Source organism: Lederbergia sp. NSJ-179, from assembly GCF_022867885.1.
Taxonomy (GTDB): domain Bacteria; phylum Bacillota; class Bacilli; order Bacillales; family Bacillaceae_C; genus Lederbergia.
This window is the reverse complement of sequence record NZ_JALIFP010000025.1, coordinates 39140-54741: the sequence shown is the minus strand read 5'-3', so window position 1 is coordinate 54741 and position 15602 is coordinate 39140. Positions and strand designations below refer to the sequence as shown.

The window sequence follows — 15602 nt, the reverse complement described above, 5'->3', positions numbered from 1 at the left end:
GTTAACCTAAAAACAAACCATTGGCGTGTTTGTCAAGAGCGATTGCGGCGGCTACCACTACAATTCAGACTTGGAGCTACTTTTAAGCGTGAGTTTTCATAGAACTTTTGACAGTACCGATTAATTGTAAAAAAAATCATTCTTTCTTTCAAACATCTCTTCATATGGTAAAATGAAATCATACATATTATATAGCAAGGAGAGTCTAAAATGGGAAAAACTTTAATTTTTGGTCATAAAAACCCGGATACAGATACAATTTGTTCGGCATTGGTTTACGCAGATGTGAAAACGAGATTAGGGTTCGAGGTAGAGCCTGTTCGTTTAGGTGATATCAATGGGGAAACTCAATTTGCTTTGGATTATTTTCAAATAGAAGCCCCACGTTTCGTAGAGGCGGTTGCTGACGAAGCGAACGAAGTGATTTTGGTGGACCATAATGAACGGCAACAAAGTGCGAGTGACATTGAAAAGGTGAAAATTACCGAAGTTATCGACCATCACCGCATTGCCAATTTTGAAACAAGCGATCCCCTTTATTTCCGAGCAGAGCCCGTTGGATGTACGGCCACGATTTTGAAAAAAATCTATCATGAAAAAGGGCTGGAGATTGATCGGAAGATGGCAGGCTTAATGCTTTCGGCAATTATTTCTGATTCCTTACTATTCCAGTCCCCAACGTGTACGGAAGAGGATATAGCAGCAGCAAAAGAATTGGCTACTATTGCCGGTGTGGATCCAGAAGGCTATGGAATGGAGATGCTAAAGGCAGGAGCCGATGTGAGCGGAAAATCTACGGATGAGCTGATTGCCCTAGACGCCAAAGAATTTACTATGGGCAATGCAAAAGTGGAAATTGCACAAGTGAATGCTGTTGGGGTCGAAGAGGTGCTTGCTCGTAAGGAGGAAATTGAAGCCGCCTTGAATCGTGTGGTGGATGATAAAGGGTTAGATTTATTCCTCTTTGTTGTCACCGATATTTTAACCAATGATTCCACAGCCATTGCGGTGGGACAAGCAGCGAACTCGGTCGAACAAGCCTTCAATGTTCAATTAGATCAACGAAAAGCCGTATTAAAGGGCGTTGTTTCTCGGAAAAAACAAATTGTACCACCACTAACAGCAGCTTTAACAAAATAATGAAAGTAATGAGAGTGCCTGGCACGACCCGAATTTTAGGACATTGGTCGGAACAGCGCCACGACGTACAGGATGTACTAGTGCAGGCGAAGCAACAGGACGTTGCGTTTTGAGCCTGCCGCCAGGACAGCACGTACTGAGGCTCACAGGATGTGAGTCAGAACGGCGTTGCGCCAGGACGGCGCGAATTTAGGCTCACAGGATGTGAGTCAGAACGGCGTTGCGCCAGGACGGCGCGAATTTAGCCGTTCATCCTCATCTCATCCTTTATTTTAAATCTGTACGTCAATGAGCAAGGCGCCTTGCGCTTTTCTTAATTGGATAAATAGAAGGAGTTTGTTGACTGTGAGAATCGCGTATCTAGGACCTAAAGGAACTTTTTCAGAAGAAGCGGCCACCCGTTATTTTACAGAGGACGGCGTTGAATCGATTATGTGTAGTACGATTTTGGATGTATTGGAAGCGGTGGATGAAGGTAGGGTGGACAAGGGCATTGTTCCAATTGAAAATGCGCTTGAAGGCACCATTACCATGACGACGGATGGGCTTATTCACCATGATTTGTGGATTGAGGGAGAGGCCGTTCTTCCTATTCGATTGCAATTGTTGGGGAATCCAGGGGCAAAGCTTGAAGACATAAAGGAAGTTTGGTCGATTCCACCTGCTCTTGCTCAATGTCGGATGTTTACAAGAAATCTAAAGGCAGAAACGAAGCATTATAGCAGTACAGCAGCGGCTGCGGAAGCGATTCAAAAGGAAGGGAAAATGGATGCGGGGGCGATAGCTTCAGAATGGGCAGGGAAAACATTTGGTCTAGAGGTTATTCAACCGGATATCCATGATAATGCCTGTAATTCCACAAGATTTGTGATTATTAGGAAAGCGCCTGTTGAACGCACGGCAAAAGGTGCAAAATCCATGCTTTTGGTGACACCGACAGAGGACCGTCCCGGATTATTGGCGATTATTTTAAATGTCTTTTCTTCCCTAGGTATTAACTTAACTTGGATTGAATCCCGTCCAACGAAGAAAAGACTTGGCACCTATCGATTTTTTATTGAAACCGCCGCTGGAGTGGAAGACACCCAATTACAGAAAGCAAAGACGATTTTGGAAACCTATGGATATGATGTTCGGACCTTAGGCAGCTATATGAAGAAGGATTTATAAATAATATTGGAGACGGCAGGTATGGCTGAATTTTCGGAGTAGGATTGCTGAACTTTTCAAAGGAATTGCTGACCACTCTCTCATTTGCCGTTCACCTTTGAAGCGACCTTATTGCGATGACCGTCCAGGTGTTGATGCACCGAACGGTCATTTTGAAAAGGATTATGTGACCGTTTTAATGAACCGCTAATCATCCAACACATTTTTTCCTTAAGACGTTTTTTCCTTTCTCTGCAAAAGCACAGCTCCAATCACAATGAAGCCTTTAAATGCTTCTCTTAAGAAAGGCGGTACCCCAAACAAGTTTAAGAGATTATTCATAACTGCGATGATTAACATCCCGAACACGGTTCCGAGGATGAAACCTCTACCACCCATCATACTAGTGCCACCCACAACAGCTGCGGCAATGGCGTCCATTTCCAACCCTCTCCCGGCATTAGAAAAATCCATCGATCCAATTCGCGAAACCTGGATGATGGCGGCAATGGAAACGAGAATCCCCATAAGAGCGTACACACGGAGCTTCACTTTATTCACATGTACACCAGATAGTTTTGCCGCTTTTTCATTTGATCCAACAGCAATAATTTGTCTGCCAAAGGTCGTTCGCTTGGATACGTAGTATAGAATATAGGCGATGACCAGCCAATAAATAATCGGCATGATCATATAATTTCCAATCTTAAAACTGGCAATTTGTAAAAATTCCATTGGCAGCTTGGGATTATAGCCTTGCATGAAGTGTTGTGTCACACTTCTAAAGATCATCATCGCACCTAATGTAGCGATGAATGGGGGCACATTCCCTTTTGTAACGGATACGCCTATAAGCAAACCAAGCAAATATCCAAAAAGCAAAACGAAAAGAATTGTAACCACAAATGCGGGAACTCCTAATAATCCTAATTTGCCTAAGATTCCGTTGGTACCACTGTCAAGAAGGACCATGGAGAATGCACCAGTAGCGACCAAAGTAGACCCTACTGCTAAATCAATGCCTCCTGTCATAATGACAAAGGTCATGCCTAAAGCAATAATTCCGGTACCCGCATTATTTCTTAAAATGTTAATCCAGTTATTGATCCAAGATTGAAACCAATGACCAAATGAATCATAATCAAATCCCAAAACGAAAGTTTGTAATATAATCATAATGATAAGTGCAACCGCTGTGCTAAACAGTGGTTCATTTGACCATTTATTTAAAAACCATCTAAAAAAATATCTATTATTTATGTTGGTATGATCCATCATTGGCTTTCCTTTCCCTCACTTAGGTGTTCATTGCCCACCCGTAGCAAGATTCATTATGTTATGCTCATTCATTGCTTCTCCAGCAACCTCTCCTTGAATAACCCCATGATACATAACAATAGCACGATCACATACACGAATAATTTCAGGCGCTTCACTGGAAAGTACGATAATCGCAATGTTTTCATCGGCAAGTTTTAAAATGATATCATAAATGTCTTCTTTCGCTCCTACATCCACACCTTGGGTAGGATTATCTAAGATAAGCACTTTGGGGTCCGCCGCTAACCACTTAGCAAGTACCACCTTTTGTTGGTTCCCACCAGAAAGACTTGTAATGCTGTCGGTAAGCTCTCCCATCTTTAAACTTAATGCCTTCCGTTGTTTTGCAAAAATTTCCTGATGTTTCCTTTCGTTTATTACCCCTCTTTTGGAAAATCTTGGCCAAGTGGCAATGGATGCATTCTCGATGATATTCATATCCTTAATGATCGCATTTTCTTTTCTATTATTTGGAAGATAGGCAATCCCTTCCTTGATTACCTGTGTCGTATTCTTAAATGTAGCTTTTTTTCCGTTTACATATATTTTTCCAGATATCCTTTTTTTTGCACCGAAAATCGATTGAAAGAGTTCACTGCGTCCATCACCAAGAAGACCGGTCACTCCAACAATTTCTCCGGCTTTGATAGAAAAGTGAATATCCCTAAACGTTTGGTTGGATGTAAATCCCTCCACTCGTAACACCTCAGGCCCTAGTTTTTTCTCCCTTACTAAAGGTTCTGTTCTCACATCAAAGCCGACCATGAAGCGCGCGAGATCGTTTGTTGTTACTTCACTGACATTCCCTTCTGCCACCAGATTGCCATCACGAAGGACGACATATCGGGTACAAACCTCAAGCACTTCATTTAACTTGTGGGAAATAAAAATAATTCCGACATTCTGATCTTTTAACATTTTCATCATCGCAAAAACGCGTTTAATTTCCTGATCTGTTAAGGAAGTAGTGGGCTCATCCATAATGATAATCGATGCTTTCGTCATCAACGCTCGGCAAATTTCAACGATTTGTTTGTAAGAAGTATCTAAATCGCGTACATACATTCCAGGATCTAGATTCACGTTCATTTCCTTAAATATCGCTTCCGTTTCTTTGTACATTTTAGCTAAGTCCAAGCTTCCTGTTTTGGTTTTCAGTTCCCTCCCTAGGAACATATTTTCATAGATTGGTAAATCGTTGATCAAATTTAGCTCCTGATGAATGAAGGCAATTCCTGCTGCTTGTGACTCTGCTGGAGTGCTGAATGCCATTTGCTTCCCATCTATGTGGAGTGAACCCGAATCCATTGGGAGGACGCCTCCTAAAATATTCATAAGAGTTGATTTTCCTGCACCATTTTCACCCAGTAAGGCGCAAATTTCACCGCCCTTAAGTGTAAACGATATATCCTTAAGTACATCATTGCTTCCAAAGGATTTCCTGATGTTCTTCATCTCTATGATCATGACATCACTTCCAGACAATTATTGAAAGAAGAGACCATGGCAATGCCATAATCCCTCATTCTCTATAGAAAATGACCAAAATTAATACGGTGAATTTTCGTCAAGGAACTCCTCATAATTTTCTCTATCCACAACAGTTGTGGGAATCACCTTAACCGCTTCAACGTCGTCACCATTTAAAAGTTTCAGGGCTACATCTACAGCATCTTGCACCATAATTGGACTGTATAGCGCGGACTGAATCCAGATCTTTTCATTTTCTGGCATCATTTTAAAGTATTCCTGCATACCACCTCCACCAGTGACGACCTTAATATCCGTTCTTCCGGCTTCACTGATCGCTTGCAGGACACCGATAGATGTTTCATCATCCATAGAGTAAACGGCGTCAATCTTATCGTTACTTGTTAAAATATCAGCAAAATCCTTTAAACCATCTTCTCGTGTAAACTTTGTAGCATACGTGGTAATGTTCATATTGGGGGCGATTTCTTCCATGGTCTCAACGAAGCCTTTCTTTCTTAACTCAGAAACGGAACCCGAAGAAGGAACTTCCAACATCACAACATTTCCTTCTTTCCCAATCTTGTCTACAATGTATTTGGCCCCTTGAACCCCCATGTCTTCGTTATCTCCAGAAACGCGGTGGACCCCTTCCACACCGATTTCAATATCAAAGTTGACAACCTCAATATCAGCATCGAGTGCTCTTTGGATGGGGAGTTCCATTCCCTCCCACTGTGGGAATGCGACAATGGCTTCTGCTCCCCATGTGATCAAATCATCTAATTGTGAAGTCATTTCTTCGGCATTAGAGCTTGTTTGAATCTGGTACTCGATCTCATTAGAAAGTTCCTTAGCACGAGCTTCTGCATGGTATGCAACCGCAGCAACCCATCCATGTGTCACAGCCGGCGCAAGGATTCCAATTTTGTGCTTACCTTTCCCTGAATCATCGCCCGTATCATTCCCACCATTATTTACCTTTGTGTCCGCACCACATGCGCTAAGAAGTGGCATCAAGATCAATACCAGTATTACAAAGGCATTTAAAACTTTTCTCATGACAATACCCCCTTGTAAGCAAATTATTTATTTGAAAATGGAATTGAAAACTCCGTAAACAAAGAACGCGACTTTTATTTTTGAAGCTCTGAGAATGTCTTGAAATTTACCTAGTTCCGCATTAAAAATAAGCTGCGGATACAATAGATGTATAAAATAGAAGGTAATAGCATGATCTTATTCTTCTCTTGTTCAATATATGGAAAAAAGATTGCCTTTAGCACTTTGAATTACCTATCGAAATACAAAACAACTGAGCGCCACTCAGATTCATACTCCTCCTGAATAATGACTAAAAAGCCAAGGAACCTTATAAATTGGTAACGATTAAGGGCAAATAGCTGACCATTGGCTCAATATTTTATCGGGTGAAAAGGAAATCGCTCTTCTATTGGCGAAATAAGAATGAGAGGTATTTTTAGAAAAAGGTGATGGGGAGACCGTTCATGTAAATCAATATGATCATTGTTTTGTGATTTTGGGTAGTCGTGTATCTGAATGTTCACTTAAGCCCTTTAATCATACGGCAGGAATACCACTAGAATTAAAAAGATCAATTCAATTCATTGAGGTGACTTATGAAAAAGCAAATGCAAGCTGCGTTTAATCAGCTTGCAGAGGCCTATGAATATACCGTGGACACGGAAAGTCTGTTTAACAGTGAACTCTTTTGAAAACGGAGGTAGATTAGATGGGTGATTGTTTGATTTGTAGTCGTATCGAGATGATAAAGGAAGGTACGAACAAATATTTTGTAACTGAACTTGAAACAGGATATGTTGTAATCGGGGACCATCAATATTTCAAGGGTTACACATTATTTTTGTGTAAAGCACACCGAAAGGAATTGCATGAATTGGAGTCCGAATATAAGAGAAAATTCCTTGTTGAAATGAGTAAAGTTTCAGAGGCGGTCTATAGGGCATTCAACCCAATAAAATTAAATTATGAACTTTTGGGGAATGGAGATGCACATATGCACTGGCATATATTTCCACGAAGTTCGGATGAGCCTAATCCTACCCACCCCGTATGGTGGACACCGAAGAATAAAATGTATTCTGAAAATGTTAAACCGAATGATGAAGAACTAGCAGAATTAAAGAATCGTTTATCGACTGAATTAAATAAATTGATTTAGGATGAAAGAGCGCTGAGGGAGACCGATGGATCCAATCAAGCTGATTGTCTGGAGGGATAAAAAATGAGTAGAATCTGTTTAGTGAGACATGGTGAAACGGATTGGAATGCAGCGGGAAAACTGCAAGGTAGGACAGATATTCCACTCAATGCAACAGGAAAACAACAAGCAAGAGAATGCGGTCAATACTTTGCTCGTTCACACTGGGATAGGATCGTGACGAGTCCCATGAAAAGAGCCAAACAAACAGCGGAGATCATCAATATGTCATTACAACTCCCGATCATAGAAATGGCGGAGTTTGTTGAGCGGAGCTTTGGGGATGCAGAAGGGATGACAAAGGAGGAAAGGCTAGCAAGCTTTCCAGATGGGGATATCCCGAATCAAGAAGACCGAACCTCCTTTAATCGACGAGTTATAGAAGGCATTCAACGAGTTCATGAAGAATACCCCAATCAAAAAATCATTCTTGTTGCACATGGAGCGGTGATCAATGCCATTTTAACCAATTTCTCAAACGGTAAAATCGGATCGGGAAAGTCAAAGTTATTCAATGCCTGTATAAGCAATCTTCACCTCAGGGAAAATCAATGGGAAATTCAAGATTATAATCAAGTGATGCATCTTTCACAATACAATAATACAAACAAAGAAAGGAAGGGAACAAAATAGCGATAGATGTTGCCCGATCATTGATAGGTTTTGGTTTTGGAGAGTTAAAGCTACATCGGATTTATGCTACCTGTGATCAGAGGAATATTGGTTCAGCTAGAGTTCTAGAGAAAGTTGGCATGATCAAGGGAGGAAGAATACGCGAACATTTGTTAATAAAAGATGAATGGCGTGATTCGTATCTTTATAGTATTTTAGAGCAAGAGTGGGAGAGGACATAAGAAAATTAATCTGATTATAAAATATGGCTGGTAATCTTCCTAACTACCAACCATATTTTTTTAAAAATCAATGCCCCAATCCTTGCTTTAATTTGCTATTTGGCATCCAAAGATAAGCTAAAATAGCCCCCACCAAACTAAGCGCACCAATCACAATAAATCCACCCGAAAGGCCAACAAATTCTCCAATCCAGCCTGCAATAAAAGGGCCACCGAACATTCCTAAGGAATACAGGGCCTGAAAAAAACCCATAGCTGAAGCCCTTCTTTCTTCATTGACAGATTGAATTGCCAGTCCCATTAATACAGGCATCATCAATCCTTGGGCAAAGCCATTAACGGCTTGTGTAAGGATCAATAAAATCAAGCTATTTGTAAAAGGAAGGAGAATGGTACAGATCGCAGCGGCTAAAAATCCTAACAAAATTGTGTATCTTTCCCCAAATCTTTTGACAAAAAAACTTCCACTCATATAGCCTGCAATCGCATTGGGCAAGGTAGACAGCAAGGTTAATATACTTAGATCTGCATTCGATGCTCCTAGACTAGCAGCATGTAAAGGGGTAAAACCAAACATCGTTGTGAATGTAATACACTGTACAACAATAGCCAATAAGGAGACAGACAATAATAATTTTTCTCCTCCCATTTTTAGAAGTTCCTTCACTTCAACAGGCTTCTTTTTCACATCGGCTGGTTTTTCAACAAGTTTCAAGGCAAGGAGTAAACCGAGTAGTCCAACGATAGCCCCCATATAAAAAGGGGCACTCCAACTAATATAATCGGCTAAAAATCCGCCAATCGTAGTGGCGGTCATTTGCCCGATACTTGTATAAAAGCTAATAATCCCCATTGCTTTCGGTGCTTCATCGGATTCAAAATAGCTCGCAAATAAAACGGTAAAGGCTACCCAGCTTGCCGCTGCCACACCTGCAAGGGAACGAAAGCCGAAAAACGCCCACACATTGGTCGAGAACGCTAGCCCTAAGCTACTTAAGACCGCACAAGCGATTCCGGCAAAAATAAACAGCTTGCGCTTTCCAATTCGATCTGACCAGATTCCCAAGGGAATGCGTACAAGCATCTGCGTAAACCCATAACTCCCCACGACCAAACCGATCATAAAAACAGAACCACCAAGATGCTCCACATAAGGCGAGAGAATGGGTACATACGTATACATGGAAAACCAATACATCATCGTCACAACATAAAATAATATTTTTCTAGATGATTTCACAGCCACACCCCTGCCGTTTGTTAGTAATGGAAAAGGCGAAATCAGTCCACTAAAAAAGCAGGTTGACTTTCCCACTCTTCCCTTAAGAGACCCATCCGAATGGAGTCATAATATTGTCCGTTATAATAGCGGACTTTGCGGATGCGGGCTTCCATCTGCATACCAAGCTTTTCTCCTACACGTATCATGCGTTTGTTGCCGGACCAGGTTGTAAAACCAACACGTACAAGAGGCATTGTGGAAAATAAATGGTTAATCCATAGCTTCATTGCTCTAGTCCCTAGCCCTTTCCCCCAAGAAGTTGCTTCGTGAAAAACGATTCCCATCTCCAGCCATTGAGAAGGCTCATGCTCCCAATAGTAGGAAATAATACCACGCACAATTCCTTCTACTTCTATTATCCAATAATTATCGCACTTCACCCACATTTCACCTATTGGTAAAAAGACGTCATATGTCATTGGGTTATGCGGGAAATAAGGGGCATCCCATCTTTTCCATTCAGGCTGCTCATCCTTATAAATAAGTTCCCAAAGGCGTTCTAAATCTGTTTCTCTTATAGGTCTAATTGTTAATTCCGCATCGCTATACATATATTTCCTCTTTTCATCGTATTTTTTCTAAGATGATTGAAAAGAGAATTCGAGAATCTACCTTCCAATCACGTTATTCTGTAATGATTTCATCTTTATCATTCCTTTCACTATTCATGTTTTTCATTATAGCGCGATCCGCAATATTTAGAAACTTCGTTTTAAAAAATTTCTACTTCTTTATTTCCATCAATGTAAAATCAAGTGATCCCCATAACGGATTAAAAGGATTTCCGTCACCTTATTCTATATAACTCTTGTTTCTTCCAAAAAATGCAGGAATTTCCCCGGAAATAATCGAAATATGTAACCAACATATTTCCAATAGGGAGTGAGTGTATGGGTCAAATTATTGCTCTTGGTGGAGGAGGTTTCTCGATGGAACCAGACAATCCATTGTTAGATTCTTATATTCTCCATCAATCCGGGAAAACCAATCCGAAAATTTGTTTTCTTCCTACAGCTAGTGGGGATAGTGATTCCTATATTGCGCGTTACTATGATTTTTTTGAAAATCTAGCTTGTCAACCATCCCATTTATCGCTTTTTAATCCACCAACAAGAGATTTAGAAAGCTTTCTTTTAGACAAAGACATTCTCTATGTAGGTGGAGGAAATACAAAGAATTTGTTGGCTCTGTGGAGAGAATGGAGCCTTGATAAGATCTTGAGAAAGGCATGGAAGCAAGGGATTATCCTTGCTGGAATCAGTGCTGGATCGATTTGTTGGTTTGAAGAAGGTTTGACAGACTCTTATGGGAGTGGGCTTGAGCCATTATCTTGCTTAGGATTTTTATCAGGAAGCCATTGTCCTCATTATGATGGGGAAGCAGATCGAAGACCTACATATCAAAAGCTGGTGACCTCAAAACAAATAAAGCCAGGTATCGCTGCGGACGATGGTGTGGCTCTTCATTATGTTGGGCAAGACTTAAAAAGAATTGTCAGTTCTCGGCCTAGTGCAAAGGCCTATCGTGTTTCCTTGGATGGTGAGACCGAACTGGAAACAGAATTTTTAGGCTAAATGGAGGCTTTTAAAGAAAACATACCGCTGAAGTATTCAATGTCGTAATGCAGGGAAATTCTGTAAAAAAACGAAGAGGTTTCTCATTCGTTCACAGAACTTTTGAAAAACCTCTTTTCGATGTTTATTGTTTAAATCCAAAAGAGACACTTTTACTCCTTATGGTGTCTTAACAAAAGGTGAGGTTGAAGACGTAACCCTGTCCGATTGTTGCGGTTTATTACTTCATTTCTTCAGGAGCATGCATGTTATACTTAAAAATTTCCGGAATGGTTAAAAATTCGTAACCCTGTTTTTTTAAATACGGAATGATTTCATCTAAAGCTTTTGCTGTTCCTGAAAGATCTTGTGTCCAATGCCCGGCACTATGCATTAGAATGATTGCCCCTGGATGGACGTTATTAAGAATGTTTTGTTTTATTTCCTTAGACGATAAACTTTTCCAATCCTCCGTATCAATAGACCAACCCACACCAAGATAGCCAAGTTCACCTAATTCCTTCACCAAATTATCATTTAATGCTCCATAAGGAGCGCGAAATAATTTCGTTTCAAAATTGGTTGCTGACTTGATTTCTTTTTCATTTTTTTCGATCTCCCAAAGCATGTTATTGACACTGGAGTTTGTGAGTTGTGGATGCCAATACGTATGATTTCCTAGGACATGCCCCTCATTGTGTATTCTTTTTGCCACATCTGGGTATTCATGAACACGGGTTCCAAGTAAGAAAAAGGTTGCTTTTACTCGATGCTTGTTTAAAACATCCAAAACCTGTGGTGTAAAACGCCGGTCAGGTCCATCATCAAACGTTAAGGCAATCACTTTTTGTTTTGTATTCGCCTTATAAATCATAATGTCTGGGTATTTCGTTTGTAATGGGTAGGTAGAAGCCTGTACGAATACAAAAGGAGTAAACAAACCCACACATAACATCGATATCAGGCAAGCCTTTAAGAGCCGGCCAAAAAGCATAGCGATCCCCTCCCTCGTTGTCTAAACCTTATTTTATGTTGTAACGGTTAACCTATTCACAAATTCGTCCCGAAACGAAATGATAGGCTTTTTGTTATTTTAAAGTAACTTTTGGACATGGTTGGGTGGATCGCAACACACATGGATATAGGAAATGAAGTAACAGGCTGTCGTTTTTCACGGTTTGCAGGTAGGGAAAAGCAGTCATATGGCGACTTTTCCCTACATATTTTTTTCGTTTAATATCTCCTTCACAGTGGACTCCACTTCAGAACGTCCCATTTTTTCCTTGCCACTGTTTAATGCCTTCAGGGTCTTTTTGGCAAGGGCGAGCGGGATTTTGCAAAACAACAGGATATTTTTTGTATCAATAGACTCGATATATTCATCGGCCATGTTCAAGTGGATCGACGCATATTCGAACATATCCCTTCGTTTCCAACCATTGGGAATAAAATGTACACCGCGTTCCGCATCTTCTTCTTGATTTCGCAGCATATTCACAGCTTGCAGGCCCCGTCCATAGCCAATCGCTAATTCCCGATTTGTTTTTGTTCCATCATACCATTCCCATATATCAGAAAGCATCACACCTACTAAACCTGCTACATAGTAGGTATAATCATCTAAATCCTCTTTTGTTTGGACAAACCATTCCTGCTCTACCCACTTTGCCATCCCATCGGCCATCATACTTGTTGATTCTTTCACTTTGTCGATAATACCGGCTGGACAGACGTGAAGCCAGTCATGAAGCCTTAAGGTTACTTCAGGTAAAAGGTTTTCATAGGGCTTTAGAAGTTGTCGATAAGCTTGGGGATCAAAGCCTGTCTGTAAGAGCTTGCTAGTTGAACGAAGCAAATATTGTTTTATATCAGACGGCAAGGACTCGTGATCTTCAATTTCATCAATTGCACGCATGCATAAATAGGCGGATCCTACAGTTTCCCGTAATACTGGATTCAGCAATTTAATCGGAATGTAGAAGGTCCTACTTGTTAATTTTAGGATATGCATGGCTTCTTTTTGTAAAGTAGTTCCATAACTCAATGAGTTTCCTCCTTCACTATCTAGTCATTAGAATGTAATCATTTACGAATTTACGGAGATTCTAAATTCTATAAGATATTTTAGAACGAATGTTATACTTACATCTATCATACACGATTCTATAGGAGACTTGCTAGGTAAAAACCTTTTCCGTAAATTGGAAATGATATCATATTTAAATAGTGGAAACTGAGTTTAGGTTGATAAATCATGTATCACTATTTATTTTAGTTTTAGTTCTTTTGAATTCAGTTGGTCAAAGATTTAATCAAACGTTTGATTAATAGGAAAAAAGGTGGATATTTATGATAATACATATCCCCTAAAATTATGTAACCATTTTCACTTGTCTAATTTACTCGAAAATAAATCAAAGGAGCTTTTTAGATGAGTTGGAACGCATCTAAACGAAAGATACAAATGACGATGTTATAGTCAAAATAATTTAAACCTTCTTAAGCCTGTGATAGACTAATGATATACTATTAGAGAGAGGAAGCGATTTCATGGACTACATAACATTGAATAATGGGATTCGTTCGCCACAATTAGGCTATGGTGTATGGAAAGTTCCAAATGAGGAAGCAGAAAATGCTGTTGGAAAAGCTCTTGAAACAGGCTATCGTTTAATTGATACAGCCAAAATTTATGGAAATGAAGTCGGTGTGGGAAAAGCTCTTGCTAAAAGCCATTTATCTCGTGAGGAGCTCTTTATTACAACGAAAGTATGGAATAGTGATCACGGGTATGAAACGACATTAAAAGCGATGGATGAGAGTCTTGAAAAATTGGGTCTTGATTATGTCGATCTCTATTTAATTCATTGGCCAACACCTAAGTATGATATGTATGTGGAGACCTATAAAGCATTAGAAAAGCTTTATAAAGATGGCCGTGCCAAGGCGATTGGTGTTTGTAACTTCGAAATTGAGCACCTGCAGCGGATTATGGATGAGTGTGAAGTGGTACCGGCAGTCAATCAGGTAGAGTGCCATCCTTATTTGCAACAGAAGGAACTTAAGCAATTCTGTAAAGAAAACGGCATCTATCTAGAGGCATATAGTCCACTTATGAATGGAACGAAAGTGATCGAGGATCCTGTGATTAAAGAAATAGCCGAACAATACGGAAAAACCCCAGCCCAAGTCATTCTTCGCTGGCATTTGCAAACAGATGTGATGGTTATTCCGAAAACAGTGACTCCTTCACGTATGAAAGAAAATTTAGATGTGTTTGATTTTACACTAACGAATGCGGACATGGAGAAAATTGCCTCCTTAGATCGCAATGAACGCCATAATTCCGATCCAAATGAAATGAATAATAGATGAGACAAATGGGTCCTCCGTACTTTTATAGTATGGAGGATTTTTCGTGTAAAATGATTTGCTGAGGGGAAGGTTTAGCGGAAAGATGTGTAATTTTATTCCGAAGGAGGGACGGGGGAAATTCCACTAATTGAGGTTTCGCTTTATCATAACCTGTATAGTAAAATATATAAACACAATGAAGCGTGAATTGGACAAAGTATTAGGAATAACCGGCTTTGAGAGGGTCCAGTTAGTTGCAAACGAAGTAGAAAATTCACTGGATCTTTATTTGAGTGTGATTTAAGGACATTCATAAAGTAGAAGGAAAATGAAGGAAGTATTTTTATATTGATCATGGGAATAAATGAGCTGTTTGTTTTTTATCCAATCTGTTACATAGTCAGCTATAGGCTGCAATAAGAATAAATACAGAAATTTTTGCCCCCCATATCTATATAGTCTGCTCAAACGTTTAGTAAATAGAGAGGTGCGAAAAGGAGTGAATGAAATGGTTGAAAAGCGTGTTGATACATCCAGTAAAACTCTCCATCCCACTCAACATGCGTTGGGACAGAATCTTATGGCAATGCTTCCGCAGTTGCAGCAATATTGCCACTATCTTTCTCAAAGTAAATGGGATGGGGAGGATATAGCACAAGAGGTCATCGTGAAAGCACTGAAGCATTATGCTCATAGAGACGAGATCTCTCCTGCCTTATTGAAAAAAATGGCTTATAACCTATGGATTGACACAGTCCGAAAAAGGAAATATGAAACGAGTACATCTTTAACCGAATTAGAGGAAAATCCGAAAGACACTAGTTCTGTCATAGATGTGGTTGACTTTTTGATAAGAGAATTAACCCCTAAACAGGCCGTTATGGTGATGCTGAAAGATGGCTTTCAATTTCAAGTAAAAGAAATTGCGAACTTAATGGACACATCGGAAGTAGCTGTAAAGGCGACCCTTTATCGAGCAAGAAAAAGACTGGAGAAAAGGCATGAAGAAAAAAAATCCTTTTCCAATGAATTGTACTGGGATGATGAAGAGCGGGAGCAGCTTTATGAGCTGTTCCATCAAGCAGTAAAATCACAGGATCCAACAGTCTTGATCCATGCCATTCCCACTATTCGGATCTTAACAAAGGAAACAGGAGTGCCTTATATGGTTTTACAGGAAAAATATGCGTATTCAAACTATTCTCCGTCAAGCACACTCTCTATGGCTGCATAGCTTT

Annotated in this window: 15 protein-coding genes; 8 read left to right on the top strand and 7 right to left on the bottom strand. The window is 40.0% G+C overall.

Features of this window, described 5'->3' with window-relative positions; all coding sequences use genetic code 11:
- The first annotated feature begins 210 nt into the window (after positions 1 to 210).
- Together MUB24_RS16270 and pheA are read left to right on the top strand one after the other, a co-directional pair.
- Entirely contained in the window at positions 211 to 1140 is a 930-nt protein-coding gene (locus MUB24_RS16270) for a manganese-dependent inorganic pyrophosphatase (RefSeq protein ID WP_244705915.1), read from the top strand.
- A 345-nt stretch (positions 1141 to 1485) separates the two neighbouring features.
- Positions 1486 to 2310 (top strand): prephenate dehydratase, encoded by an 825-nt coding sequence (pheA, locus tag MUB24_RS16265; protein WP_244705925.1) that lies wholly within the window; start codon positions 1486 to 1488, stop codon positions 2308 to 2310.
- A 210-nt stretch (positions 2311 to 2520) separates the two neighbouring features.
- Here pheA and MUB24_RS16260 read toward each other — a convergent pair whose 3' ends face one another.
- The 3 genes from MUB24_RS16260 to MUB24_RS16250 form a co-directional block, all read right to left on the bottom strand.
- On the bottom strand, positions 2521 to 3564 hold the full coding sequence (locus tag MUB24_RS16260; protein WP_244705913.1) for an ABC transporter permease: 1044 nt from the start codon (positions 3562 to 3564) through the stop codon (positions 2521 to 2523).
- 30 nt (positions 3565 to 3594) lie between these two features.
- Positions 3595 to 5076 carry a sugar ABC transporter ATP-binding protein gene (locus MUB24_RS16255; RefSeq protein ID WP_244705912.1) on the bottom strand — a complete coding sequence of 494 codons (1482 nt, stop codon included), beginning with the start codon at positions 5074 to 5076 and terminating at the stop codon, positions 3595 to 3597.
- Positions 5077 to 5157: 81 nt separating this feature from the next.
- Positions 5158 to 6141, bottom strand: a complete 984-nt coding sequence (locus tag MUB24_RS16250) for an ABC transporter substrate-binding protein (RefSeq protein ID WP_244705910.1) — start codon at positions 6139 to 6141, stop codon at positions 5158 to 5160.
- Positions 6142 to 6832: 691 nt separating this feature from the next.
- Here MUB24_RS16250 and MUB24_RS16245 point away from each other — a divergent pair.
- The 3 genes from MUB24_RS16245 (at position 6833) to MUB24_RS16235 (ending at position 8175) form a co-directional block, all read left to right on the top strand.
- Positions 6833 to 7282 carry an HIT family protein gene (locus MUB24_RS16245; protein WP_244705908.1) on the top strand — a complete coding sequence of 150 codons (450 nt, stop codon included), beginning with the start codon at positions 6833 to 6835 and terminating at the stop codon, positions 7280 to 7282.
- A 63-nt stretch (positions 7283 to 7345) separates the two neighbouring features.
- Positions 7346 to 7954, top strand: a complete 609-nt coding sequence (locus MUB24_RS16240) for a histidine phosphatase family protein (RefSeq protein ID WP_244705907.1) — start codon at positions 7346 to 7348, stop codon at positions 7952 to 7954.
- A gap of 20 nt (positions 7955 to 7974) precedes the next feature.
- On the top strand, positions 7975 to 8175 hold the full coding sequence (locus tag MUB24_RS16235; RefSeq protein ID WP_244705905.1) for a GNAT family N-acetyltransferase: 201 nt from the start codon (positions 7975 to 7977) through the stop codon (positions 8173 to 8175).
- A 67-nt stretch (positions 8176 to 8242) separates the two neighbouring features.
- Here the strand turns inward: MUB24_RS16235 and MUB24_RS16230 are convergent, their stop codons facing one another.
- Complete coding sequence (locus MUB24_RS16230; protein ID WP_244705903.1) at positions 8243 to 9415, bottom strand: MFS transporter; 1173 nt, start codon at positions 9413 to 9415, stop codon at positions 8243 to 8245.
- Between the two features lie 41 nt (positions 9416 to 9456).
- Positions 9457 to 10008 carry a GNAT family N-acetyltransferase gene (locus MUB24_RS16225; RefSeq protein ID WP_244705901.1) on the bottom strand — a complete coding sequence of 184 codons (552 nt, stop codon included), beginning with the start codon at positions 10006 to 10008 and terminating at the stop codon, positions 9457 to 9459.
- A gap of 339 nt (positions 10009 to 10347) precedes the next feature.
- Here MUB24_RS16225 and MUB24_RS16220 point away from each other — a divergent pair, with 339 nt between their 5' ends.
- A complete protein-coding gene (locus MUB24_RS16220) occupies positions 10348 to 11031 on the top strand; it encodes a Type 1 glutamine amidotransferase-like domain-containing protein (RefSeq protein WP_244705899.1) in 684 nt (227 codons plus the stop codon).
- Between the two features lie 220 nt (positions 11032 to 11251).
- Here the strand turns inward: MUB24_RS16220 and MUB24_RS16215 are convergent, their stop codons facing one another.
- Together MUB24_RS16215 and MUB24_RS16210 are read right to left on the bottom strand one after the other, a co-directional pair.
- Positions 11252 to 12004: a polysaccharide deacetylase family protein gene (locus tag MUB24_RS16215; RefSeq protein WP_244705897.1), complete on the bottom strand. Its 753-nt coding sequence runs from the start codon at positions 12002 to 12004 to the stop codon at positions 11252 to 11254.
- A gap of 222 nt (positions 12005 to 12226) precedes the next feature.
- Positions 12227 to 13054: a squalene/phytoene synthase family protein gene (locus tag MUB24_RS16210; protein ID WP_244705895.1), complete on the bottom strand. Its 828-nt coding sequence runs from the start codon at positions 13052 to 13054 to the stop codon at positions 12227 to 12229.
- A gap of 506 nt (positions 13055 to 13560) precedes the next feature.
- Here MUB24_RS16210 and MUB24_RS16205 point away from each other — a divergent pair.
- Together MUB24_RS16205 and MUB24_RS16200 are read left to right on the top strand one after the other, a co-directional pair.
- On the top strand, positions 13561 to 14385 hold the full coding sequence (locus tag MUB24_RS16205; RefSeq protein WP_244705893.1) for an aldo/keto reductase: 825 nt from the start codon (positions 13561 to 13563) through the stop codon (positions 14383 to 14385).
- Between the two features lie 487 nt (positions 14386 to 14872).
- Positions 14873 to 15598 carry a sigma-70 family RNA polymerase sigma factor gene (locus MUB24_RS16200; protein WP_244705891.1) on the top strand — a complete coding sequence of 242 codons (726 nt, stop codon included), beginning with the start codon at positions 14873 to 14875 and terminating at the stop codon, positions 15596 to 15598.
- Positions 15599 to 15602 lie beyond the last annotated feature (4 nt).